This is a genomic window from Arenibacter antarcticus (assembly GCF_041320605.1).
In the GTDB taxonomy this organism is placed as follows: domain Bacteria; phylum Bacteroidota; class Bacteroidia; order Flavobacteriales; family Flavobacteriaceae; genus Arenibacter; species Arenibacter antarcticus.
The window spans coordinates 502,761-526,226 of sequence record NZ_CP166679.1 but is presented as its reverse complement, the minus strand read 5'-3'; the positions used below and the strand labels follow the sequence as shown (position 1 = coordinate 526,226).

Below are 23,466 nucleotides of genomic sequence, written 5' to 3'. Positions count from 1 at the left end.
TCCCATAAAATTTGAAACTACATTTATCTGCTCCATCCAACACATTAATAAAAACAGAGGTAAAGATAACGGGATCTAAAAGTGAGTCCAATAGACTATTGCTTTTACAAGCCCTCTATCCCGCTATCACGATCAATAATCTTTCCAACTCGGATGATGCCGAGGTAATGCAGAAAGGTCTTAAAATTGAGAAAGGGGTAGTAGATATTCACCATGCGGGTACAGCCATGCGTTTTTTAACCGCCTATTTTGCTTCCCAAGAAAATAAGGAAGTCGTTTTAACGGGATCTAAACGAATGACGGAGCGCCCCATAAAAGTGTTGGTAGATGCCCTAAGAGAATTGGGTGCTGATATCACTTATGAAAATAATGAGGGCTATCCCCCGATAAAAATTAAGGGAAAAAAGCTCGTACAAAATAAAGTAAGCCTCCCTGCCAATATCAGCAGTCAGTATATATCCGCACTGCTATTGGTCGCGCCAAAGTTGGAAAATGGATTGGAGTTGGAGCTGATTGGTGAAATTACGTCTGTCCCCTACATAAAAATGACCTTGGGCCTACTTACCCAAATAGGTGTAGAGAGTTCGTTTAATGGAAATACGATTAAAGTTCTGCCACAAGAAACGCTGCCAGCAGCTACCCTAGTGGTGGAGTCCGATTGGAGCTCCGCATCCTATTTCTACAGTATTGTTTCCCTATGTGAGGTGGGAACGGAAATTACCTTGTCTGCCTATAATAAAAATAGCCTGCAAGGAGATAGTGTGTTGGCTGAAATTTATAAGGATTTTGGGGTTGAATCAACTTTTGGGGAGCATCAGGTAATTTTGAGGAAAACAACATCAACAGTGAACAAAACGATCGAAATTGATCTTGCCAATGCTCCAGATATTGCGCAAACCATAGTAGTGAGCTGTTTCGGTCTTGGAATAGGGTGTTATCTTACAGGGCTACATACCCTTAAAATCAAGGAAACGGACAGGCTGGAGGCCTTAAAGGAGGAATTGGGCAAATTGGGCGCACCAATCTCGGTGACCGACAAAACCCTAACCCTTAAGCCTTCAGATAAAATAAATAAAGATATTGCAATAGATACTTATAATGACCATCGGATGGCTATGGCGTTTGCCCCTTTGGCTCTTAAAACTTCCCTGTATATCAATGACGCGGAAGTAGTGTCCAAATCCTACCCCGATTTTTGGAAGGACATGGAAAGCCTAAAATTTCAGGTGCAAACTAGCTGATTATTATTTAATTGCCAATTTACTTGACATCCCCTATCCCAGCATCGTATATTTGCAGCCGCTTATGTTTAACTAAAATCAAGGAAAATACTAAATGAAATTATCGCACTTCAGTTTTGAGCTTCCAGACGAATTATTGGCAGAGTACCCTGCAGAGAACAGGGATGAATCCAAATTAATGGTGGTACACCGGGAAACTGGCAAGATAGAACACAAGATGTTTAAGGATCTTATAAATTACTTTGATGAGGGAGATGTAATGGTGATCAATAATACCAAAGTATTTCCAGCAAGATTATACGGAAACAAGGAAAAAACTGGTGCTAGAATAGAAGTTTTTCTTCTGCGCGAGCTAAATGAGGAACAGCGACTTTGGGACGTACTGGTAGACCCAGCACGTAAAATAAGGATTGGTAACAAACTGTATTTTGGAGACGATGAGACTTTGGTTGCGGAGGTAATCGACAATACAACCTCTAGGGGAAGAACATTGAGGTTCTTGTATGACGGTTCTTATACCGATTTTAGGAGAAAATTAAAGGAATTGGGAGAAACTCCATTGCCGAAATATATCAAGAGACCCGTAGAGCCGGAAGATGAAAAGCGTTACCAGACTATTTATGCCAAGCATGAAGGGGCTGTTGCCGCACCAACTGCTGGCTTGCATTTTTCCAAACATCTTTTAAAAAGATTGGAAATTAAAGGAATCGATTTTGCCGAGGTTACTCTACATGTAGGTTTGGGAACTTTTAATCCGGTGGAGGTAGAAGACCTTTCCAAGCACAAAATGGATAGCGAGGAGCTAATTATAGATGAGAAAGCTACCGAGATTGTGAACAATGCCAAGCTTAAGAAACGCAGGGTGTGTGCTGTAGGTACCACGGCAATGCGTGGTTTGGAAAGCGCGGTTTCTTCACAACATACCTTAAATACGTTTAATGGTTGGACAAACAAATTTGTTTTCCCTCCTTACGATTTTAGTATTGCAAATGCGATGGTGACCAATTTCCATTTGCCGAAATCTACACTTTTAATGATGGTATCGGCCTTTATGGGGCACGACTTGATGAAGAAGGCGTATAAGGAGGCGATTATGGAAAACTATAAGTTTTATTCTTATGGTGATGCCATGCTGATTATATAACAGACATTAAAATTAGTAGGAAATCCCGTCATTAATGCAGAATAACCTGGATTGACGGGATTTTTTGTAGAATAAATTATCTTTGAACGGTGCAAATGGCAAAGAACAAAAAAGATATTAGGGCGTTTACCAAAGACCAACTCAGGGAGTTCTTTACAACTCAGGGAGACCAGCCTTTTAGAGGCAATCAGGTCTATGAGTGGTTGTGGCAAAAATCGGCCCACAGTTTCGAGGATATGACCAATATCTCCAAGGAAACGAGGCAAATGATGGAGGATAATTTTGTAATCAACCACATTAAGGTTGATCAAATGCAGCGCAGTAGCGATGGTACCATTAAAAATGCGGTTCGTCTACACGATGACCTTATTGTGGAATCGGTATTGATCCCTACCAAATCTAGGACCACGGCCTGTGTATCTAGTCAAGTAGGGTGTAGTCTGGATTGTAAATTCTGTGCTACTTCCCGACTCAAGCGCATGCGAAATCTTAATCCCGACGAAATCTATGATCAGGTTGTGGCCATTGATAATGAAAGTAGGCTGTATTTTGATAGGCCCTTAAGTAACATCGTTTTTATGGGGATGGGAGAGCCATTAATGAACTATAACAATGTATTAAAGGCTATAGATAAGATTACTTCCCCGGAAGGCTTAGGTATGTCGCCAAAGCGGATAACTGTTTCTACCTCGGGTGTCCCTAAAATGATTAGAAAAATGGCAGACGAGGCGGTTAAATTTAAACTAGCCGTTTCCTTACATTCTGCGATAGATGAGATTAGAACCTCTATTATGCCCTTTAATGCCACGTTTACGTTAGCAGATTTACGAGAATCACTGGAATACTGGTATGAGAAGACTAAAAGTAGGATTACCTATGAATATGTGGTTTGGGAAAACATAAATGATAAGCAAAAAGATGTGGATGCCTTAGTGGACTTCTGCAAATTTGCTCCTTCCAAAGTCAATTTAATAGAGTACAACCCAATTGATGACGGACAATTTCAACAGGCCAATAACAAGGCTATTGATATGTATGTAAATACCTTGGAAAGAAACGGGATAACGGTAACCGTTCGTAGATCTCGCGGCAAGGATATAGATGCTGCTTGCGGACAATTGGCCAATAAATCGTAAACCACTGATGCTAATCTTGGCAGCTGCTTTTAAAAATTATGTAACTGCAATACTTTAATCCTTTAAGATTGCCCTTATATTGCCAAAGGGCCACTTTTATTACTTTTTTTGTCTAATTTTACCGCACTGAATCACCAATAAAAAACAGTCCTATCTACCCTTTGAAAATTGTATCCCAAATAAAGGAACCGATAAATATGGAAATGGAACTTTTTGAAAAAAAGTTCTACGAATCCATGTCTTCCAAAGTGGCATTGTTAAATAGGATTACCTATTATATTGTTAACCGTAAGGGAAAGCAAATGCGGCCTATGTTCGTATTCCTAACGGCCAAACTATTGAACAATGGTGAGGTAAATGAAAGGACATATAGGGGCGCATCAGTAATAGAGTTGATTCATACCGCTACCCTTGTCCATGACGATGTAGTAGACGATAGTAATAAACGCAGGGGCTTTTTCTCTGTAAACGCCTTGTGGAAGAACAAGATTGCGGTTTTAGTAGGGGATTATTTGCTTTCCAAAGGTTTGCTGCTCTCTATAGATAATGGAGATTTTGATCTGTTACGGATTATCTCTGTGGCCGTTCGCGAAATGAGCGAAGGGGAACTGCTACAGATAGAGAAGGCACGGCGCCTAGATATTACGGAAGAAATATACTACGAGATTATCAGGCAAAAGACTGCTACCCTTATCGCGGCATGCTGCAGTTTGGGAGCATGTTCCGTTAAACCGGATTCCGAAGATGTAGAAACCTTTAGAAAGTTTGGGGAGCTTATCGGGATGGCCTTCCAGATCAAGGATGATTTGTTCGATTATGGAGAAGAGCGCATCGGGAAACCTACAGGAATCGATATTAAAGAACAAAAAATGACCCTGCCCCTAATATTTGTTCTAAACCATTGTTCCAAGGCAGATAGGAAGTGGTTGATAAATTCCGTCAAGAATCACAACAAGGATAAAAAACGGGTAAAACAGGTAATTGCTTTTGTAAAAGAAAACGGTGGCTTGGATTACGCGGTGAAAAAGATGCTCGCCTACAAGGAAGAAGCTCTGGCTCTATTAGAAACTTACCCTGATTCTGATTACAAAAATTCACTGATCCTAATGGTGAATTATGTAGTGGATCGGAAGAAATAAACCACACTACCCTTATTGTCTGAATTTTCGCCTTTTTTCGAAAAACTTCTTCGGGCTGGGCAACTATTGTGGAACTTGGTTATGCATGGAGAACCAGGGTTTTTAAAAATTCTAATTTCCTAAGGGTCAACTATGGGGTCTCTTTCCAGTTCAATGGTTTAAAGCCAAAGAATAATCAATATTTTGTGAATAACGGAGATCAGACAACCTTGGAAGAATTTCAATTTGATCTGGATAAATCCAAATTTAGGATGGATAATTTGGTTTTCCCTGTGCATTTGGAATTTGGACCCTCAAAAGTTCATAGGACAGAAAAAAGCATTCGATACACTAACCACCATCAATTTAGATTTGGGTTGGGTAGCTATGCTGGATTTAATATAGGGACGAAACAAAAGTTAAAATATAAAAGGGATGGGGATCGTGTAAAGGACAAAATAAAAAGAGATTACAATACCAACAATTTTGTCTATGGTCTAAGTGCGTATACAGGGGTAGGCGGAGCTTTGCTTTATGTGAAGTACGATTTAAATTCTATTTTCAACAATGCCGATGTTGAGCAGCGAAATATATCCGTAGGATTGCGATTTGAACTGTAAGTTTGCCACATTACCCGTTTAAAATATAACTGCGACTAACTTTCCATGCCCTGGATCATTTCAGTATTAAATTCATCCTTAAAATAGGTTTTTTTGCAATGCGAACAGCTTATGGTTGTGCTGGTGCCAATTCGAAAAAGGGAGATCCAGAATAGATGAAAATAGTTGGTAGTGGTTACTGCCATTAAGGTGTTGCGTTGTTCGCAATAGGGGCAAGCAACGTTCGGAATTACTTTGGAAGTGGTTTTCCCCGGTTTGGTTCCTAAAAATAAAATCATGCTATTTTTCGCGTGTTAAAATGAACCGAAAGGTAAGCATTTTGGATATTAAATGAATAGTTTTTCCCTTTTTGAAGGAGCTCTAAATGTAGTATCTTTAGCCATCCTAAATTGTGTGATTTGATTTCGAAAACTACTATAGACAAAGTATATGAGACCGCCAGAGTAGAGGAGGTGATCGGAGAGTTTGTGCAACTAAAAAAATCCGGTTCTAACTTTAAGGGTTTAAGTCCGTTTAGCGATGAACGTTCCCCAAGTTTTATGGTTTCTCCCGTAAAGCAGATCTGGAAGGATTTTAGTAGTGGGAAGGGTGGCAATGTGGTTGCCTTTTTAATGGAACACGAGCATTTTACGTATCCGGAAGCCATAAAATATCTTGCAAAAAAGTACAATATAGAAATAGAGGAAACCCTTCAAACCGATGAGGAGAAGGAGAAAACCAATGAGCGGGAAAGCATGTACTTGGTTTCTGATTATGCTCAAAAATATTTCTCAGAAATTTTATGGGAAAGAGAGCAGGGGAAAGCTATAGGGTTGAGCTATTTTAAGGAGCGTGGCTTTACGGACGATACAATCAAGAAATTTGATTTGGGCTACTGTTTGGACCAATGGGACGGATTTACTAAAACGGCATTGGGTAAAGGGTATCAATTGGATTTCCTAGAAAAAACAGGACTCACCATAGTAAAGGAAGACCCAGGAAATCCTGATAACAAAAAAACATTTGATCGTTTTAAAGGAAGGGTCTTGTTTCCTATTCATAGTATGAGTGGTCGCGTTTTGGGGTTTGGGGGTCGTATTCTTACTAGTGATAAGAAGGCGGCAAAATATGTAAATTCCCCGGAAAGCGATATCTACCATAAAAGTAAGGTGCTCTACGGTATTTATTTAGCCAAACAAGCAATTGCCAAAGAGGATAATTGTTTTTTGGTAGAAGGGTATACGGACGTAATTCAGTTGCACCAGCGTGGGATACACAATGTTGTGGCTTCCAGTGGTACGGCCTTGACTTCCGATCAGATTAGATTGGTCAATAGATTGACCAATAATATTACGGTTTTGTTTGATGGGGATGCGGCCGGCCTAAGGGCTTCATTGAGGGGTATAGACCTTATTTTGGAACAGGGCATGAACGTAAAGGTGTGTACCTTTCCTGCTGGAGATGATCCGGATAGCTTTGCCAAGAACAATGAATATGAGGATGTGGTAGAATATCTTCAGAATAATTCCAAGGATTTTATTCAGTTCAAGGCATCACTGCTGGTGAGCGAAGCTGCAAACGACCCTATTAAAAGAGCTGATACGGTTAGGGATATTGTACATAGTATTTCTAAAATTCCCGATAGGATAAAAAAGGAAATTTATATTCAGGAATGCGCCCAGATCATGAATATATCCGAAGCGGTCCTTTTTAATACCTTGGCCCAGATCGGGAAAAAGGACACTGCCGATTCCCAGAAAATGGCGAAACAGCAGCAGCAGAGCTTTAATGTGGTGAAAAACGAGCCGCAACAACAAAAACTAGATGTACAGTACGAGTTAGAGCGGAAAATTATTGAAATCTTACTGCTCTATGGTACCTTGGAGGAAGAATTTGAGGACCTTGTATTAAAGGAAAATGAGAAGGGCGATTTGGAACTGGAACCCGAATCATTAGGAGCAAAGGTTTTTCAGAAAATATTTTTGGATCTTCAGGATGATGAAATAGAGTTAGCCAATGAAGGCTTCCGTAATATCTACTACAAGTTGATAGAAGAGATGAATGGGAAAGAGAATTTTTCCATCACTTCGTTTATGGCGGGATTAGATCAAGGGTTGGCATCGGAAATATCTTCGATTTTAATGGAAGAAGAAAAATATACCTTACATCAATGGGAGCGCAAGGAAATTTTCCCAAAGGAGAAGAAGGTTGGGGTATCCCAGTTGGTCAGTGAAACGATACTGACATTAAGGTGCTATCTGATTAAGAAAAGGATAGGGTCACTACAGGAAAATACTATGAATAACATGGCAGAAAACACGGAGACCTTGGAGGAAATAATGAATTATATCCAATTAAACGTGCTTCTAAATAAAAAATTGAATAGGGTTTTTTCTTAGGAATTAATCTACTACAAAACAGCGGTTTAAAAGGGAGTGTTATTGCAGGATAACAGACCCTTTTAAACCGCTGTGTATTTTGGTGGACGCTATGGGCTTAATACAGTTCCAATGCTTTGGCTTGCTGAAGAAGATCTACAAGGTTGTCCACATTTAATTTACGCATCAATCGCGCCTTGTAAGTGCTTACGGTTTTCTCATTTAAATTTAACCCTTGTGCAACCTCTTTGTTTCGTTTTCCGCTGGCCAATAATTTAAGGACCTCCACCTCCCTTGTGGAGAGTTTTCTAAAGAACCTTCTTGGCTTTTGAGTACCCTCGTCAAAGGCAAGTCGTTGTGCCAATTCATTGGTAATAAACATATTGCCCTCGCTTACTTTTCTAATGGCACTAATAATATAATCTACATCGGAAGATTTAGAAAGGTAACCAAATGCGCCTGCACGAATAGTGCTTAAGGCATATACGTCTTCAGATTGCCCACTATAGATTAATACCCTTATGCTAGGGTATTCCTTTTTAATTTTTCTAAGTGTAGCAATACCGTTAATTTCTGGAATATCCATCTCTAAAAGGACAATGTCTGGAGAAGTACTATCCAATAGGTTGAATAGCTCGGATGTAGTACTGACATCACCTACTACTTGAATATCAGAAATTGGTTCTAGAACCTGTTTCACCCCTAGTCTTACAATGGGGTGGTTATCTGCAATTAATATTTTAATCATGTTAAATTAGTTTTGTGAATGACAATTTCTTCAATTGCGTCAAAAAATACTGACAAACAATATCAAATACTGACAAGCAACGTCAGGTTTAATTATACGGGTTGTTAAACAAAGCTCACTTATTTTATTGTAAATCGAAAATTTCGGGGATTTTATTCGACTTAACTACTTTGTTCTTAGGTAAGAGGTCATTTTAGGTCAATTGGAACTTCACAAATGGGGATTGGACACATTTTGTGTTGATTTGCTTTATTCAATGTAATAAAGATACGCATAATTTCCTTTTCCCGTCCAGAAAAATCCGCTTCTGTTTTTTCTTCTTCTGCCATTTGCATTGCCCACTCTAGTTCTGGATAGGTAGCTCCTAGCTGATCTTCATCCGTCCTGTCATCTCCCCAAAGGCCATCTGTGGGAGCTGCGCGGATAATTTCGGGCTTAATGCCTAGCACTTTTGCTATTTCGTATACTTCAGATTTTAGCAGGTCTGCAATGGGGCTAAGATCTACTCCGCCATCGCCGTATTTGGTGTAAAAACCAACTCCAAAATCTTCTACTTTATTACCGGTACCCGCAACCAATAGTTGGTCTAGTGCAGCAAAATAGTACAGGGTGGTCATTCGTAATCGCGCCCTAGAATTGGCTAGGGACAGGAATCGGTCATCTTCTTGAGCAACAGCTGGTAAAGTGCCTACAAAGCTGTCGAACACAGGGGTGAGGTCAATAGTATTGCTTCTTACCTTACTGTAATTCTCTTTAAGCCAATCAATATGTGCTGCTGCACGTGCTTCCTGATTTGCCATTTGATGAATGGGCATTTCCAAGCAAAGTAATTCCAATCCGGTCTTTGCGCACAAAGCAGAGGTAACCGCAGAATCTATACCGCCAGAAATTCCGATGATAAATCCCTTCATTTTCGCCTTTTCGGCATAATTCTTTAGCCAGGTTACAATATGCTCTATAACTTTTTCAGATTGCATCTAAAAGGTTTATAAGGTTTAAAAACTTAACTTTGCCCGTTTGCTTGGCAAAAATAACGCCAAAGGATTGAAATAGAAAACAATAACCGAAATAGTTAAAAATGCGAAATCCATTATGGCTCATTTGCTTACTTTTAATAACCTTTTTAGGTTGTAAGGAAACAGATAAAACAGCTGAAGAAGTTGCGAAAATAGAAGTGGAACTGGAAGTGTACAGGTTCGATAGGGAGTTTGCCGAAGCGCAACCTAAGGATATTCCCCAATTGAAGAAAAAGTACCCCTATCTTTTCCCAACGAGCTATCCCGATAGTGTTTGGGTAGCTAAAGTTCAGGACACTCTTCAGGTGCAACTCTCGCAAGCAGTGGACTCTGTATTTCCAAATTTTAAGGAAGAAGAAAGGGAGTTGCAGTCCTTGTTTCGCCATATAAGATATTATTACCCCAACAGCCCGTTGCCTAAAGTGATAACCGTTACATCGGATGTTGATTATAATAACCGGGTTATTTTAACCGACAGCCTTTTGCTTATTGGTCTCGATAACTATTTAGGAACTTCGCACGAGTTTTATAGTGTTATTCCTAATTACGTTGCCAATGACCTAGATAAGAAATTTTTAGCAGCTGACGTGGCAAGTGCCTTTGCTAAAAAAGTGGTTGCGACATCAACAGAGAGAACGTTTTTGTCTCAAGCGGTCTATTATGGGAAGGAACTGTATTTAAAGAATAAATTAATGCCACAGGTGACAGATGATATAATTATAGGGTACACCCCTGAGCAATTGGATTGGGCACATGTTAATGAGGAGCAGGTTTGGCGGTATTTTGTTGAACGTGAACTGCTGTACAGTACCGATAATAAATTGGGACCGCGATTTTTGGATCCTGCTCCTTTTTCTAAATTTCAGTTAGAGCTGGACAATGAATCCCCGGATAGAATAGGGAGATATGTAGGTTGGCAGATTGTAAGGGCCTTTATGAAAAACAATGAGGTAGCACTTCAAGAAATGTTGACCATACCAAGTGAAGAATTGTTTAAAAGATCAAAATACAAGCCTAGAAAATTAGACTAGATCAACTCTTTTAAAAAATATAAATAAATTAAAGCATGGCAAAATTACATACATCGGAAATTAATTTGACAATTTCTTTGGATGAAAACCGAGTACCGGAAAAATTAATATGGTCTGCTGAGGATGGTGGAATCTCTAATGAGGAAGCGAAGGCAGTATTATTATCCGTTTGGGATAGTAAAAATAAAGAATCCTTAAAAATAGATTTATGGACCAAGGATATGCCGGTTGATGAGATGAAGATATTTTTTCATCAAACCCTGGTTTCCTTATCGGATACTTTCTACAAGGCAACCCAGGATGAAAAAATGACGGCTACCATGAAAGATTTTTGCGATTATTTCGCCGAAAAGTTAGAACTTAAAAAGTAGTTTTGTTTTTTCAAAGCTTAAGTGGTCTAATGGATTTAGGTATGGTGTTGGAAAGGTTTAGCTAATGTGAGCGACTGAAAGGCGTACAATGAATCCAATTCATGTTATGGAAAATACAACGAACAAATACTTTGTCTTTGTGTACAATGCCAAGAGTGGCCTAGGGAATGCACTTTTAGACGGTGCCCATAAAATCCTTAGTCCCGATAGTTATTCATGCTCACTCTGTTCCATAACCCACGGTGCTTTTTCGGAAAATAATCGATGGAAAGAATTTAGGGAAAGTTCTGGAATTAAGATGGAATTTCTGCATAAGGACGAGTTTCTAAGGAAATATGCGGACAAGGTAAAGGAGGGGGAGGTCCATTTTCCCATAATATTTGAAGTGGAAAATGGCAGCTTTAAGACATTTTTAGACAGGGAGAATATCGATGGGCTTGGGGACCAAGATGCCCTTATCCAGATTATTCAAAAGCAATGGGTAAAATAGCTTTTAAGCTAGGCCTGTTTTGTATGCTATAATGTTTCCTTAAAAAAACTATCATTAAGCCCATCAATATAGGTGAGCAGTTCTTCTTGACCCATCCCGTTAGAGGCAGATGTAATAAAATACTGGGGTGCTTCTTCCCAAATTCCTTCCAGTAATTTCTGGATATAGTGGTTTACGTGATTTTCGATTGCTTTGGGCCTTAATTTGTCGGCTTTTGTAAAGATTATACAGAACGGAATCTGATTTTCCCCCATCCATTCCAAAAATTCCAAATCTACTTTTTGCGGCTCGTGCCTAATATCGATCAAAACAAAGGCACATACCAATTGTACCCGTTCTAAAAAATAATCGGTAATATATTTTTGAAAGGTTTTTTTGTCTTTTTTGGAAACGCGAGCATAACCATAGCCAGGTAAATCTACCAGAAACCAATTTTCATTTATTTTAAAATGATTAATCAATTGGGTTTTTCCAGGTCTTCCCGAAGTTTTGGCTAGTCCCTTTCTTTGGGTAAGCATATTGATAAGGGATGATTTCCCAACGTTAGATCGACCAATAAAGGCGTATTCAGGTAGGGTGTCTTTTGGGCAATTTGTTACGTTGGAATTGCTCATAACAAAGTCGGCCGACTTTATTTTCATAGGTAGATATTTATTGTTTTTTAACGGTCATATGCGATTCGCATATCTTCATTCGTATTTGCGACCAGATTTCGGTCATGCTCATTTCATAGGTAGGTATTTATTGTTTTTTAACGGTCGTACTTCGGCTGCCCTCAATACAAATATATAAACCTACCTACAGCAGGTAAACTTGCCTTACGGCAGTCAGGTTCACATAACTTCATTGGTATTTGCGACCAATCTTCGGTCATGCTCATTTCATAGGTATAAATGTTTTAATTCCTTAAAAATAATAAAAAACGGACAGGATCACTGCCTTGAAAATTAATTGAAAACAAGAAGCCTTTCCCTATTCGCTAAAAAACAATTTATGAATGATGTATTTTAGCTACTTATTTATGGGGAAATGTACTGTTTAAAAGTTTCGCTTCGTTAACCATGAATCCAAGATGGAGTTAAATTCCATAGGATGCTCCATCATAGGGGCATGTCCACATTTATCAATCCAAAACAATTCTGAATCGGGGAGTAGAGATTGGAATTCCTCTGCTACATTAGGAGGAGTAACACTATCGTTTTTTCCCCAAATAATACAAGTTGGAGTCAGCATATGTGGCAGATCCTTGGACATATTATGTCTTATAGCACTTTTGGCAATGGCCAATGTTTTCACCAATTTAATTCGATTATTAACGGTAGCAAAAACTTCGTCAACAATCTCTTTGGTCGCTACTTCGGGGTCATAAAAAACATCCTGTGCTTTTTTCTTTATAAACTCGTAATCGCCTCTTTTTGGATAACCATCCCCCATAGCGCTTTCATATAATCCGGAACTACCGGTAATAACCAAAGCTTTTACATTTTTTGGGAATAATTTGGTGTGCAATAATCCAATATGTCCACCCAGGGAATTTCCCAAAAGAATTACATCCTTTAGGCCCTTGTGTGTTATAAATTGATCTAAATACTTGGCAAAGCTCTTGACGTTGGTCTTGAGCAAGGGCATATCGTAGATGGGTAGTTCGGGAACAATCACCTTGTATTTCTTGGCAGGAAAGTGATCCATTACGCCGTGGAAATTGCTTAATCCGCCCATAAGTCCGTGGAGAATTATGATCGGTGCTCCTTCACCTATTTCAATATAACGATATTTTCCCTCCTTAATAATTCTTTTTTCCATCCACGATTTCTTGTGATCTTATGTTGGCAAATATAGGCATTTCATTATTACGCAATGGCTACCGAATTATTAAGGAGGAATAATTTTTTGAATTTTACGATTTTTCCATTGTTCGGGCCTTATTCATAAACAGGAGAATACGACTTGTTTTTTGTCACAATTTAGCTTGTGAAGCGGAATTTATCAACAAAGTGGTATTTTGTGGTAAAATGTGGTAATAAATTCTATATATTTGAGTTATCAAATTATAACCCAGCTACTTTAGTGATAAATTTCATCGGAACATATGATTGTAAGGCAGATACCAAAGGAAGGGTCATGCTTCCGGTGGCGCTAAAGAATCAAATGTCACCGATACTTAACGATGGATTCGTGCTTAAGCGATCCGTTTTCCAACCTTGTTTGGAATTGTACCCTATGGCGGAGTGGAATTTGTTGATGCAGAAAATGAAAAAAATGAATCGTTTTAAGAAAAAGAACGACGATTTTATTCGAAGGTTCTCTGCGGGGGTAAAGATAGTGGAAATTGACGCAACGGGACGGCTGCTGATCCCTAAAAATTTGGTGGAAGTAGCAGGGATTACGAAGGAAGTTGTGTTGAGTTCGGCGATTAATATTATAGAGATTTGGGATAAAGACGGTTATGAAAAAGTGTTGAATGACACGGCCGAGGATTTTGCCGGTTTGGCTGAAGAAGTAATGGGAGGGGATGACTATGAGCTATCATAATGCAGTATTGTTAGAGGAGTCTGTAGATGGACTTGGCATAAAGCCAGACGGTGTATATGTGGATGTCACCTTTGGTGGCGGAGGTCATTCTAGGGAGATCTTAAAGCGTTTGGGGGATAAAGGTAGGTTAATAGCTTTTGATCAAGATGAAGATGCTTTGCGCAATACTATTCCTGATGAACGCTTCTTATTGATAAATGAAAATTTTAGATATATAAAACAGTTTTTAAAGTTTTATGGAATTAAGAAAATAGACGGGGTGTTGGCGGATTTTGGAGTTTCATCCCATCAATTTGACAAGGCGGAAAGAGGTTTTTCTACACGTTTTGATGCTGATCTGGATATGAGGATGAGTAAAAAGAACAGTGTGTCGGCCTATGAAGTGGTAAATGGCTATGATTATGATGAATTAAGACGGGTGCTGTTTGAGTATGGCGATCTGCGAAATGCCAATGCGATGGCAAAGACCATTTTGACCCATAGGGAAACCGAGCCTATAAAGACTACCGAGCAATTAAAGCTGGTGCTTGCGGCTTATCTGCCAATACATAGGGAGCATAAGATCTTGGCGCAAATCTATCAGGCCATCAGGATAGAGGTAAATCAAGAAATCCAAGTGATAATGGAGTTCTTGGAGCAGCTTCCTGAAATAATGGAGGAAGGCGGTAGGCTAAGTGTGATAAGTTATCATTCCCTTGAAGATAGGTTGGTAAAGCGATTTGTGAGATCGGGTCGGTTTGAGGGAGAGCCAGAAAAGGATTTCTATGGCAATATAAATGTTCCCTTTAAAAAGGTGGGCAAATTGGTCACCCCCGCCAAGGCAGAGATAAAGCAGAACAATAGGGCGAGGAGTGCCAAGCTTAGGATTGCAGAGCGGATTTAATTTGCGAGCATTTTCTAAATAGAGGTGATTGGTCTTGGAGGGAATTGGAGGCGTGTAATATATAAGGTATAAAACTGTGCGAAAAGGAATATTGGATCTGTTGAAAGGAAAGTTTTTGGTGAGCGGTAGCGCTCCCAAGAATTGGATGTTTATCATTTTTATTTCTTTTTTGGCGACTGTTATGATCGCTAGCTCCCATAGTGCTGATAGTAAGGTGCATAGGATAGCGTTTCTCAATGAGCAAGTAAAGGAGTTGCGAAGCGAGTTTGTGGATGCGCGCTCGGATATGCAAGAATTAAAACTGGAGTCTACCATCTTAAGGATCGTGGAACACAAGGGTTTAATTCCGTCGGAAACCCCTCCCCAGAAAATAAAAGTTAAAACCGTAAAGGATAAATAGTGTCGGTAACAGAAAAAAACATATTAACTAGGTTATATATAGTGGCAGGATGCCTATTTCTGTTTGCCATTGCGGTATTGGTGAAACTTGTCAGTATACAAATGGTAGATGGTGATAAGTATAGGAAACTTGCCATGGAGCGTACGGAGAGAATTTTCACCATTGCCCCAAAAAGGGGAAATCTTTATTCGGATGATGGAAGTTTATTAGCAACATCGGTCTCTAGATATACGATACGATTTGATGCTGTAACCGTAAGAAGCAAGGATTTTGAGGAAAACATTAAACCATTGTCCGATTCTTTGGCGAAATTGTTTGGGAAATCTTCCTCTTATTACCAACAGGTATTACGAAAAGCCAAGGTAAATAAGAATCGATATGCTCTGGTGGCCAGAAACTTAGATTATTCGGATTACGTTGCCGTAAAACAGTTCCCCTTATTTAATAAAGGCCCCTATAAAGGTGGGTTAATCGTAGATCAAAAAATTGTACGGGAACATCCCTTGGGAAAGATTGCAGAGCGCAGCGTAGGGTATGAAAGAGTAGATGAGGACGGATATTACACTAGGGTGGGACTGGAAGGTGCTTTTGGGGAATACCTGAGAGGAGAAGAAGGAAAGCGCTTAAAACAAAAAATAGCAAAAGGACAATGGAAGCCAATTGGCTGGGATAACATTAAAGAGCCTAAAGATGGGTATGATGTGGTTTCAACCATAGATATCAATATACAGGATATTGCGCATCATGCTTTATTGGGGCAATTGGAGAAATATGAGGCAGAACACGGAAGTGTAATTGTAATGGAGACCAAGACAGGGGAAGTCAAGGCTATTTCTAATTTGGGTAGGACTTCCGATGGGAAATATTATGAGCGGTTAAACTACGCCATAGGAGAGTCGCACGAACCTGGGTCGACCTTTAAGTTGATGTCCATGGTAGTGGCTTTAGAAGATAAAGTAATAGATACAAGTACTGTTATCGATACGGAAAATGGATTGTATAAGGTCTATAACCGGACCGTAAGGGACTCTAAATGGGGTGGTTATGGCAAGATAAGCATGGGAAGGGCATTTGAAGTTTCTTCCAATACAGCATTTGCTAAGGTTATAAACACAAACTATAAGAGCAATCCAGAGAAATTTGTAAACCGCTTGATGAATATGAACCTTCATCGCAAATTGGGATTGCCTGTAAAAGGAGAGGGCGAGCCGGTAATCCGTTATCCAGGAGATAAGGGTTGGTCTGGAGTTTCTTTGGCATGGATGTCCTATGGGTACGAGGTGTCATTGACACCATTGCAAACACTTGCTTTTTATAATGCCATTGCCAATGATGGGGAATTGGTGAAACCAAGATTGATTAAAGAGGTAAGGGAATGGGATAAGACCATCATTAAATTTGAGAAAGAAGTCATCAATCCGTCTATATGTTCTAAGGAAACGGCAGCCAAGGTTAGGCAACTGCTAAAGAATGTAGTGGAAAAAAAGCACGGGACGGGACACAAATTATATTCTCCCAATTTTTCTATGGCCGGAAAGACAGGGACCACTCAAAAAAATTACTCGTCCAAGGACCCTGATAAGCTTGCATACATATCTACTTTTGCTGGGTATTTCCCTGCAGATGATCCAAAATATTCCTGTATTGTGGTGATCCACGAGCCAAACAAAAGTGTAGGTTACTACGGGGGCGACGTTTCTGGGCCAGTCTTTAAGTCGGTGGCTCAAAAGATCTATACCAGTTCTCCGGTAGTAGACGAGGTAGATATAAATGAAGCAGGGGATGAGAATTTAAATGAAGCCTATCAAGAATTTTATGCTGCGGCAAATAAAAATTATAACCAAATGCCAAACGTAGAAGGGATGAGCGGTATGGATGCCGTTTCTCTTCTTGAAAATTTGGGTGTAAGGGTTGAAGTAAAGGGAAATGGAAAAGTGAAAAGACAATCCATTTCAAAAGGGACCGACCTAAAAAAGGTCGATAAAATTGTATTAGAGCTATCATGAAGTCTTTAAAAGACATATTGTACGGGGTTGGTCTTTCGGCTGTAAGTGGTTCCACTTCGCAGTCGGTCAATAAAATATGCTTCGATTCCAGAGAAGTTGGGGTGGAGGATGTTTTTGTGGCGATAAAGGGCGTTTTGGTAGATGGACATAAGTTTATTGACAAGGCAATCGATGCAGGGGCAAGATCCATAGTTTGTGAAACACTTCCTGAAAAATTAATCAACGGAATCAGTTATGTTGAGGTAGATAATGCTTATAAGGCATTGTCTATTATGGCGTCAAACTATTACGGTAGCCCTTCCAAGAATCTAAAATTGGTGGGTGTTACGGGTACCAATGGGAAAACCACGATCACTACCCTACTGTATCAATTATTTAAAAAAGCAGGATTTAAGGTAGGTCTACTATCGACCATAAAAATATTGGTAGATGAAAAGGAATTCCCTACCACCCATACTACCCCAGATTCCCTTACCATAAATAAGTATTTGCACTTAATGAACGAGGTGGGAGTAGAGTTTTGTTTTATGGAGGTGAGTTCGCATGGCCTGCATCAAAAAAGAACAGAAGGACTTGTATTTGAAGGAGCAATTTTCACGAATCTCTCCCATGACCATTTGGATTACCATGCCACGTTTGCAGCCTATAGGGATACTAAAAAGATTTTGTTCGATGGGCTTCCGAAAAGAGCTTTCGCACTTACCAATGTTGATGATAAGAACGGTTTGGTGATGATGCAGAACACTAAGGCAAGAAAAGTGACTTACGCCTTAAAATCCTATGCTGATTATAGAGCTCAAATATTGGAAAACCAGTTTGATGGACAATTGTTGAAAATAGGCGACAATGAGCTTTGGTCAAAATTGATAGGTGATTTTAATGCTTATAATATGTTGGCCATCTATGCGGCGGCGGATTTATTGGGATTGGAAAAACTGGAAATATTGAGGCTATTAAGTGAATTGGAGAACGTTGCCGGAAGGTTCCAGCATTATAGATCTCAAGAGGGTATTACGGCAATTGTGGATTATGCCCATACTCCAGATGCCTTGAAGAATGTACTCGAAACGATCAATAAATTAAGAACTGGAAATGAAAATGTCTTCACTGTTGTGGGTTGTGGTGGTGACAGGGATAAGTCTAAACGTCCGGTTATGGGGCATATAGCGAGCACCTTGAGCAATACAGTGATCTTTACCTCTGATAACCCTAGGACAGAATCTCCCTCTAAAATTATCGAGGAAATGGAGGCAGGAGTGGAACCCCAGAATTTTAAGAAAGTCCTGTCTATTGAAAATCGGAAACAGGCTATAAAAACGGCCTGCCAATTGGCAAGGGCTAAAGATATTATCCTTATTGCGGGCAAGGGGCACGAGACGTATCAGGAGACGAATGGGGTGCGTATAGATTTTGATGATTTTAAGATAGTGGGGGAGTTTTTAACCGAGATGGGAAAATAACCTCCTATGAATAGATCAATGGAAACTAGAGTAGTATTTATTAAAAACAAGACCGTAAAACAGTAAAACACAGACCAAAGAATGTTGTATTATTTGTTCGAATATTTAGATAAAGAACACGACCTAATAGGAGCGGGACTCTTCCAGTACCTCTCCTTTCGCGCTTCCTTGGCGGTTTTGCTGTCGTTGCTGATTGCGACGGTCTATGGAAAGAAAATTATAGGGTTTCTACAGAAGCAGCAGATCGGTGAAACTATTCGGGATCTTGGTCTTGATGGGCAGCAGCAAAAGGCTGGTACTCCTACTATGGGAGGACTTATCATTATTTTGGCTACCCTAATTCCCGTGCTCCTATTTGCCGAACTGGGAAATGTGTACGTTCAATTGTTGATAGTTACTATGCTGTGGATGGGTGCTATTGGATTTTTGGACGATTATATAAAAATATTTAAGAAAGATAAGGAAGGATTAAAGGGGAGGTTTAAGGTTTTGGGTCAGGTAGTATTGGGCCTTATTGTAGGTGCTACCCTGTACTTTCATCCAGAGGTGACCATGAAGGAAAGGGCTCATACAGTAATCGTTGAGAATGTGCAGGGAGTGCCAAAGCTGGGGGCAGAAATAAAATCGATTAAAACAACCGTGCCCTTTATTAAGAATAATGAGCTTGATTATACCAGTTTTATTTCTTGGATGGGTGCTGGGGCAAAAGATTACGCTTGGTTGATATTTATACCTATCATAATTATTATAGTAACTGCCGTATCTAATGGAGCCAATCTTACGGATGGTATAGATGGATTGGCGGCAGGGACATCGGCCATTATAGTGGTGACTCTTATGATTTTCACTTGGATTTCCGGGAATATAATTTTCTCCAATTATTTAGATATCATGTTTATTCCACGAGTGGGTGAACTGGTAGTTTTTACCGCCGCATTTGCAGGTGCCTTGGTAGGGTTTTTATGGTATAATGCCTATCCTGCCACTGTTTTTATGGGAGATACTGGTAGCCTCACCATTGGTGGTGTTATAGCGGTAATTGCTATAATTATCAGGAAAGAACTCCTTATTCCTGTGTTGTGCGGGATTTTCTTTGCCGAATCTATTTCGGTGATGTTGCAAGTGGGGTATTTTAAATACACCAAGAAAAGATTTGGAGTAGGGAAGCGCATTTTTCTAATGGCACCTCTGCATCATCATTATCAGAAGAAAGGATATCATGAGAGTAAAATTGTCACCCGGTTTTGGGTGGTGGGTATTCTTTTAGCAGTACTAACCATAGTAACCTTAAAATTGAGGTAAGATGGGTAGGTTGGTGATATTAGGTGGGGGAGAAAGCGGTGTAGGAACCGCAATATTGGCAAAAAAAGAAGGCTTTGATGTTTTTGTTACCGATAAGGGAAACATCAAGGAAAAATATAAAAACGTTCTAAATCATTTTGAGATCAATTGGGAAGATCAGCAGCATACGGAGTCTAAGATTCTAAATGCAGATCTGGTTATGAAGAGCCCAGGTATTCCAGAGACCATTCCATTGGTTGTTGCTATAAGGAAGGCAGGTATTTCCGTTGTTTCGGAAATAGAGTTTGCTTCTAGATATTCCAACGCTAATATCATTGGTATTACGGGTAGTAATGGAAAAACCACGACTACCATGCTTGCTTACCATGTTTTAAAGGAAGCTGGATTGCATGTGGGGATGGCGGGGAACATTGGGGATAGTTATGCTAAAATGGTGGCCGAAAATAGCTTTGACCACTATGTGTTGGAGATAAGCAGTTTTCAATTGGATGATATCGTTCAATTTAGACCGCACATTGCAATCATTACCAATATAACTCCAGACCATTTGGATAGGTATGATTACCAATTTGAAAAATATATAGCGTCTAAATTCAATATAACAAAGAATCAGACGGAGGAAGATTATTTAATATACGATGCAGATGATGAAGTAATTGTAGAGAGGTTGAGGACCAACCCAGTGAGATCAAAATTATTGCCCTTTTCCATAGAAAAAAAGTTATCGGAAGGGGCGTTTATCGAGAATGGAAAAATAATTATTAAAATACAAAATAACACTATAGAGATGAGTACAGAAACTTTAGCCTTGGAGGGTAAGCACAACTTGAAGAATACCATGGCAGCTTCCACAGCGGCTAAATTAATCAGCATCCGAAAGGATACTATACGTCGCAGTATAGAGAACTTTCAGGGAGTAGAGCATAGGTTGGAGAAGGTGCTTAAAATTCACCATGTACAATATATTAACGATTCCAAGGCAACCAATGTAAATGCGGCTTATTATGCGCTGGACAGTATGAAAAGTCCTACTGTTTGGATTGTTGGAGGCGTAGATAAGGGAAATGATTACAAGCAGTTGATGTCTTTGGTGCGCGAAAAAGTAAAGGCGATTATATGTTTGGGGACAGATAATTCAAAGATAAAGGATGTTTTTGGCAATGTAGTGGACCTGATAGTGGAAACCTATGATATGGAGCAGGCTGTAAAGGTGGCCTATAAGATTGCCGAGCGAGGGGATACGGTTTTATTATCGCCTGCTTGTGCCAGTTTTGATTTGTTTGAAAATTATGAGGATAGGGGAAATCAGTTTAAAGAAGCAATAAAAAAATTATAACCTGTGCTGGGACTCTTAAAAAATATTAATGGGGATAAGGCTATTTGGGCAGTGGTTGCCCTATTGTCCTTATTTTCTTTTTTGCCGGTCTACAGTGCCAGTAGTAATTTGGTATATGTGGTGGGCAACGGGACCTCTATTGGATATTTGGTAAAACATGCTATCCTATTGCTTATGGGGTTTGGAATAATTTTTGGAGTCCACCGGATACCTACCCACTTTTTTAAAGGCTTGTCCTTGATCGCCATGCCTATAGTATTGCTTTTATTGCTGTACACCATGGCACAGGGAAATGTGATAGAAGGGGCCAATGCCAGTAGATGGATTCAAATCCCCATAGTTGGATTTACCTTTCAGACTTCCAACTTAGCAGCGGTAGTATTAATGATATATGTGGCGCGGTACCTGACCAAGATTAAGGACCGGACCATTACTTTTAAGGAGAGCATATTGCCACTGTGGCTGCCTGTTTTTTTGGTGATTATACTCATCTTACCGGCAAATTTTTCCACCGCAGCAATTATTTTTTCCATGGTATTGTTATTGTGTTTTCTAGGAGGATACCCCTTTAAATATCTATTGGGTATCGTTGGAGCTGGTATTTTGGGATTAACGCTATTTATCCTTATTGCAAAGGCGGCACCAGATCTGTTCCCGAACCGTGTGGATACCTGGATAAGTAGGATAGAAAATTTCACTAACCCCGAAGATACTGAGGCCGATTATCAGATTGAAAAGGCGAAAATTGCCATTGCAACAGGTGGTATTATGGGTAATGGTGCTGGAAAGAGTGTTATGAAACATAGTTTACCACAGAGCTCTTCAGATTTTATCTATGCCATTATCGTGGAAGAATATGGTTTGGTAGGCGGCTTTGTATTGATGTTTTTTTATATGCTGCTCTTGTTTAGAATTGTGGTCGTGTCCAATGGTGCATCCACTGTTTTTGGGAAATTATTGGTATTGGGAGTAGGGCTCCCAATCGTGTTTCAAGCCTTGATTAATATGGCTGTAGCGGTGGAGCTTTTTCCGGTAACCGGACAGACCTTGCCATTGATAAGTAGTGGAGGAACCTCTAGTTGGATGACCTGTTTGGCAATTGGGATCATTCTTAGTGCCAGTAATAAAAATACGCCTAAGGAATCCGAGGCAATAGATGCAGATAACCCTTTAGAAATATTAAGTGGACAATTATAGATTTATTCTTTCTGGTGGGGGTACGGGCGGACATATTTATCCGGCAATCGCGATTGCCAATGAGTTAAAGGTTCGCTATCCGGATGCAGAGTTTTTGTTCGTCGGAGCAAAAGATAGGATGGAAATGGAAAAAGTGCCACAGGCGGGATATAAAATTGAAGGTCTATGGATTAGTGGCTTACAGCGGAAGCTGAGCCTGACTAATTTAATGTTTCCTTTTAAAGTAATCAGTAGTTTGATGAAAGCAGCAGAAATAGTAAAAAGGTTTCGACCCCATGTAGTGGTGGGGACTGGTGGTTTTGCCAGTGGCCCAATGTTGAGGGTGGCTGCGGGGAAGGGGATTCCCTGTCTCTTGCAGGAACAGAATTCCTATGCTGGGATTACCAACAAGCTACTTGCCAATAAGGTCAGGAAAATTTGTGTGGCCTATGACGGGATGGAAGCGTTTTTTCCAGCTCAAAAAATAGTGAAAACTGGAAACCCAGTAAGGAGTGACCTAGTTTCAATTGGGACGGATGCGTCCGAAGCGATAGCGTTTTTTCAGCTTCAGCCAGGTAAAAATATCGTTTTGGTTCTCGGCGGGAGTTTGGGAGCAAGACGGATAAATGAATTGATAGCGGAAAAATTGCCACTATTTAAAAGTATGGGGATTCAGCTGATATGGCAATGTGGAAAGTTGTACTATGATGAATATATAAAGCATGAAAGCGAAGCGGTGAGGGTCTTCTCCTTTATCAATAGGATGGACCTTGCTTATAGCGCGGCAGGTATTATTATCTCTAGGGCAGGGGCAGGTGCTGTTTCGGAATTGAGCATTGTGGGTAAGCCAGTAGTATTTATACCTTCTCCGAATGTTGCCGAAGATCATCAAACAAAAAATGCCAATTCATTGGCCGTAGTAGATGCAGCAATCTTGATAAAAGAAAAGGATTTAGAGGCTGAATTTGATACTGTGTTTTCCCGTTTGGTGGAATCCAAGGAATATAGGGAAGAGCTGGGGAATAATATTAAAAAATTAGCCATGCCCAACGCAGCAAATGATATCGTAAACGAAATAGAGAAATTATTAAAATAATAG

At 39.8% G+C, this 23,466-nt stretch carries 23 protein-coding genes; 18 read left to right on the top strand and 5 right to left on the bottom strand.

The genetic code is table 11. From position 1 onward, the window contains the following. Positions 1-11 precede the first annotated feature (11 nt). The 5 genes from KCTC52924_RS02235 to KCTC52924_RS02215 all read left to right on the top strand — a co-directional run bounded on the left by KCTC52924_RS02235 (position 12) and on the right by KCTC52924_RS02215 (position 5,259). Positions 12-1,241, top strand: coding sequence for a 3-phosphoshikimate 1-carboxyvinyltransferase (locus tag KCTC52924_RS02235; RefSeq protein WP_251809019.1), 1,230 nt, complete (start codon positions 12-14; stop codon positions 1,239-1,241). 94 nt (positions 1,242-1,335) lie between these two features. Next, positions 1,336-2,385: a tRNA preQ1(34) S-adenosylmethionine ribosyltransferase-isomerase QueA gene (gene queA / locus KCTC52924_RS02230; protein WP_251809018.1), complete on the top strand. Its 1,050-nt coding sequence runs from the start codon at positions 1,336-1,338 to the stop codon at positions 2,383-2,385. Positions 2,386-2,480: 95 nt separating this feature from the next. After that, the gene (rlmN, locus tag KCTC52924_RS02225; protein ID WP_251809017.1) at positions 2,481-3,521 is read left to right on the top strand and encodes a 23S rRNA (adenine(2503)-C(2))-methyltransferase RlmN; all 1,041 of its coding nucleotides are present in this window, start codon (positions 2,481-2,483) and stop codon (positions 3,519-3,521) included. Positions 3,522-3,682: 161 nt separating this feature from the next. Further along, positions 3,683-4,660 carry a polyprenyl synthetase family protein gene (locus KCTC52924_RS02220; RefSeq protein WP_251809016.1) on the top strand — a complete coding sequence of 326 codons (978 nt, stop codon included), beginning with the start codon at positions 3,683-3,685 and terminating at the stop codon, positions 4,658-4,660. Positions 4,661-4,845: 185 nt separating this feature from the next. Continuing rightward, on the top strand, positions 4,846-5,259 hold the full coding sequence (locus tag KCTC52924_RS02215; protein WP_370671500.1) for a hypothetical protein: 414 nt from the start codon (positions 4,846-4,848) through the stop codon (positions 5,257-5,259). Between the two features lie 35 nt (positions 5,260-5,294). On the opposite strand, the gene KCTC52924_RS02210 is transcribed toward KCTC52924_RS02215, so the two are convergent. Beyond that, positions 5,295-5,537 (bottom strand): zinc-ribbon domain-containing protein, encoded by a 243-nt coding sequence (locus KCTC52924_RS02210; protein ID WP_251809015.1) that lies wholly within the window; start codon positions 5,535-5,537, stop codon positions 5,295-5,297. A gap of 120 nt (positions 5,538-5,657) precedes the next feature. Between KCTC52924_RS02210 and dnaG the strand changes: the two genes are divergently transcribed. Further along, complete coding sequence (gene dnaG, locus KCTC52924_RS02205) at positions 5,658-7,637, top strand: DNA primase (RefSeq protein ID WP_251809013.1); 1,980 nt, start codon at positions 5,658-5,660, stop codon at positions 7,635-7,637. Between the two features lie 97 nt (positions 7,638-7,734). On the opposite strand, the gene KCTC52924_RS02200 is transcribed toward dnaG, so the two are convergent. After that, on the bottom strand, positions 7,735-8,364 hold the full coding sequence (locus tag KCTC52924_RS02200) for a response regulator transcription factor (RefSeq protein WP_251809011.1): 630 nt from the start codon (positions 8,362-8,364) through the stop codon (positions 7,735-7,737). A gap of 188 nt (positions 8,365-8,552) precedes the next feature. Next, complete coding sequence (gene nadE, locus KCTC52924_RS02195) at positions 8,553-9,341, bottom strand: NAD(+) synthase (protein ID WP_251809010.1); 789 nt, start codon at positions 9,339-9,341, stop codon at positions 8,553-8,555. Between the two features lie 101 nt (positions 9,342-9,442). Here nadE and gldB point away from each other — a divergent pair, with 101 nt between their 5' ends. The 3 genes from gldB to KCTC52924_RS02180 all read left to right on the top strand — a co-directional run bounded on the left by gldB (position 9,443) and on the right by KCTC52924_RS02180 (position 11,272). Beyond that, the gene (gldB, locus tag KCTC52924_RS02190; protein WP_251809009.1) at positions 9,443-10,411 is read left to right on the top strand and encodes a gliding motility lipoprotein GldB; all 969 of its coding nucleotides are present in this window, start codon (positions 9,443-9,445) and stop codon (positions 10,409-10,411) included. A gap of 35 nt (positions 10,412-10,446) precedes the next feature. Next, entirely contained in the window at positions 10,447-10,782 is a 336-nt protein-coding gene (gene gldC / locus KCTC52924_RS02185; protein ID WP_251809008.1) for a gliding motility protein GldC, read from the top strand. Between the two features lie 88 nt (positions 10,783-10,870). Further along, positions 10,871-11,272, top strand: a complete 402-nt coding sequence (locus KCTC52924_RS02180; RefSeq protein ID WP_370671499.1) for a GTPase — start codon at positions 10,871-10,873, stop codon at positions 11,270-11,272. Between the two features lie 26 nt (positions 11,273-11,298). Here the strand turns inward: KCTC52924_RS02180 and yihA are convergent, their stop codons facing one another. Together yihA and KCTC52924_RS02170 are read right to left on the bottom strand one after the other, a co-directional pair. Then, entirely contained in the window at positions 11,299-11,913 is a 615-nt protein-coding gene (gene yihA, locus KCTC52924_RS02175; protein WP_251809004.1) for a ribosome biogenesis GTP-binding protein YihA/YsxC, read from the bottom strand. Positions 11,914-12,310: 397 nt separating this feature from the next. After that, the gene (locus KCTC52924_RS02170) at positions 12,311-13,075 is read right to left on the bottom strand and encodes an alpha/beta fold hydrolase (protein ID WP_251809003.1); all 765 of its coding nucleotides are present in this window, start codon (positions 13,073-13,075) and stop codon (positions 12,311-12,313) included. A 264-nt stretch (positions 13,076-13,339) separates the two neighbouring features. Here KCTC52924_RS02170 and mraZ point away from each other — a divergent pair, with 264 nt between their 5' ends. The 9 genes from mraZ (at position 13,340) to murG (ending at position 23,463) form a co-directional block, all read left to right on the top strand. Continuing rightward, entirely contained in the window at positions 13,340-13,804 is a 465-nt protein-coding gene (gene mraZ / locus KCTC52924_RS02165; RefSeq protein WP_251809002.1) for a division/cell wall cluster transcriptional repressor MraZ, read from the top strand. Then, the gene (gene rsmH, locus KCTC52924_RS02160) at positions 13,785-14,687 is read left to right on the top strand and encodes a 16S rRNA (cytosine(1402)-N(4))-methyltransferase RsmH (protein WP_251809001.1); all 903 of its coding nucleotides are present in this window, start codon (positions 13,785-13,787) and stop codon (positions 14,685-14,687) included. Before mraZ ends, rsmH begins: the two co-directional genes overlap by 20 nt. 76 nt (positions 14,688-14,763) lie before the next feature. Beyond that, positions 14,764-15,087 (top strand): FtsL-like putative cell division protein, encoded by a 324-nt coding sequence (locus tag KCTC52924_RS02155; protein ID WP_251809000.1) that lies wholly within the window; start codon positions 14,764-14,766, stop codon positions 15,085-15,087. Beyond that, positions 15,087-17,093 (top strand): penicillin-binding protein, encoded by a 2,007-nt coding sequence (locus tag KCTC52924_RS02150; RefSeq protein WP_251808999.1) that lies wholly within the window; start codon positions 15,087-15,089, stop codon positions 17,091-17,093. The genes KCTC52924_RS02155 and KCTC52924_RS02150 overlap by 1 nt, the downstream gene beginning before the upstream one ends. Beyond that, positions 17,090-18,553, top strand: a complete 1,464-nt coding sequence (locus tag KCTC52924_RS02145; RefSeq protein ID WP_251808998.1) for a UDP-N-acetylmuramoyl-L-alanyl-D-glutamate--2,6-diaminopimelate ligase — start codon at positions 17,090-17,092, stop codon at positions 18,551-18,553. The genes KCTC52924_RS02150 and KCTC52924_RS02145 overlap by 4 nt, the downstream gene beginning before the upstream one ends. A gap of 81 nt (positions 18,554-18,634) precedes the next feature. Next, positions 18,635-19,855, top strand: a complete 1,221-nt coding sequence (mraY, locus tag KCTC52924_RS02140) for a phospho-N-acetylmuramoyl-pentapeptide-transferase (RefSeq protein WP_251808997.1) — start codon at positions 18,635-18,637, stop codon at positions 19,853-19,855. 1 nt (position 19,856) lies between these two features. Next, entirely contained in the window at positions 19,857-21,191 is a 1,335-nt protein-coding gene (gene murD / locus KCTC52924_RS02135; RefSeq protein ID WP_251808996.1) for a UDP-N-acetylmuramoyl-L-alanine--D-glutamate ligase, read from the top strand. A 3-nt stretch (positions 21,192-21,194) separates the two neighbouring features. Continuing rightward, the gene (locus tag KCTC52924_RS02130; protein ID WP_251808995.1) at positions 21,195-22,388 is read left to right on the top strand and encodes an FtsW/RodA/SpoVE family cell cycle protein; all 1,194 of its coding nucleotides are present in this window, start codon (positions 21,195-21,197) and stop codon (positions 22,386-22,388) included. After that, positions 22,375-23,463, top strand: coding sequence for an undecaprenyldiphospho-muramoylpentapeptide beta-N-acetylglucosaminyltransferase (murG, locus tag KCTC52924_RS02125; protein WP_251808994.1), 1,089 nt, complete (start codon positions 22,375-22,377; stop codon positions 23,461-23,463). The genes KCTC52924_RS02130 and murG overlap by 14 nt, the downstream gene beginning before the upstream one ends. The last annotated feature ends 3 nt before the right edge of the window (positions 23,464-23,466 follow it).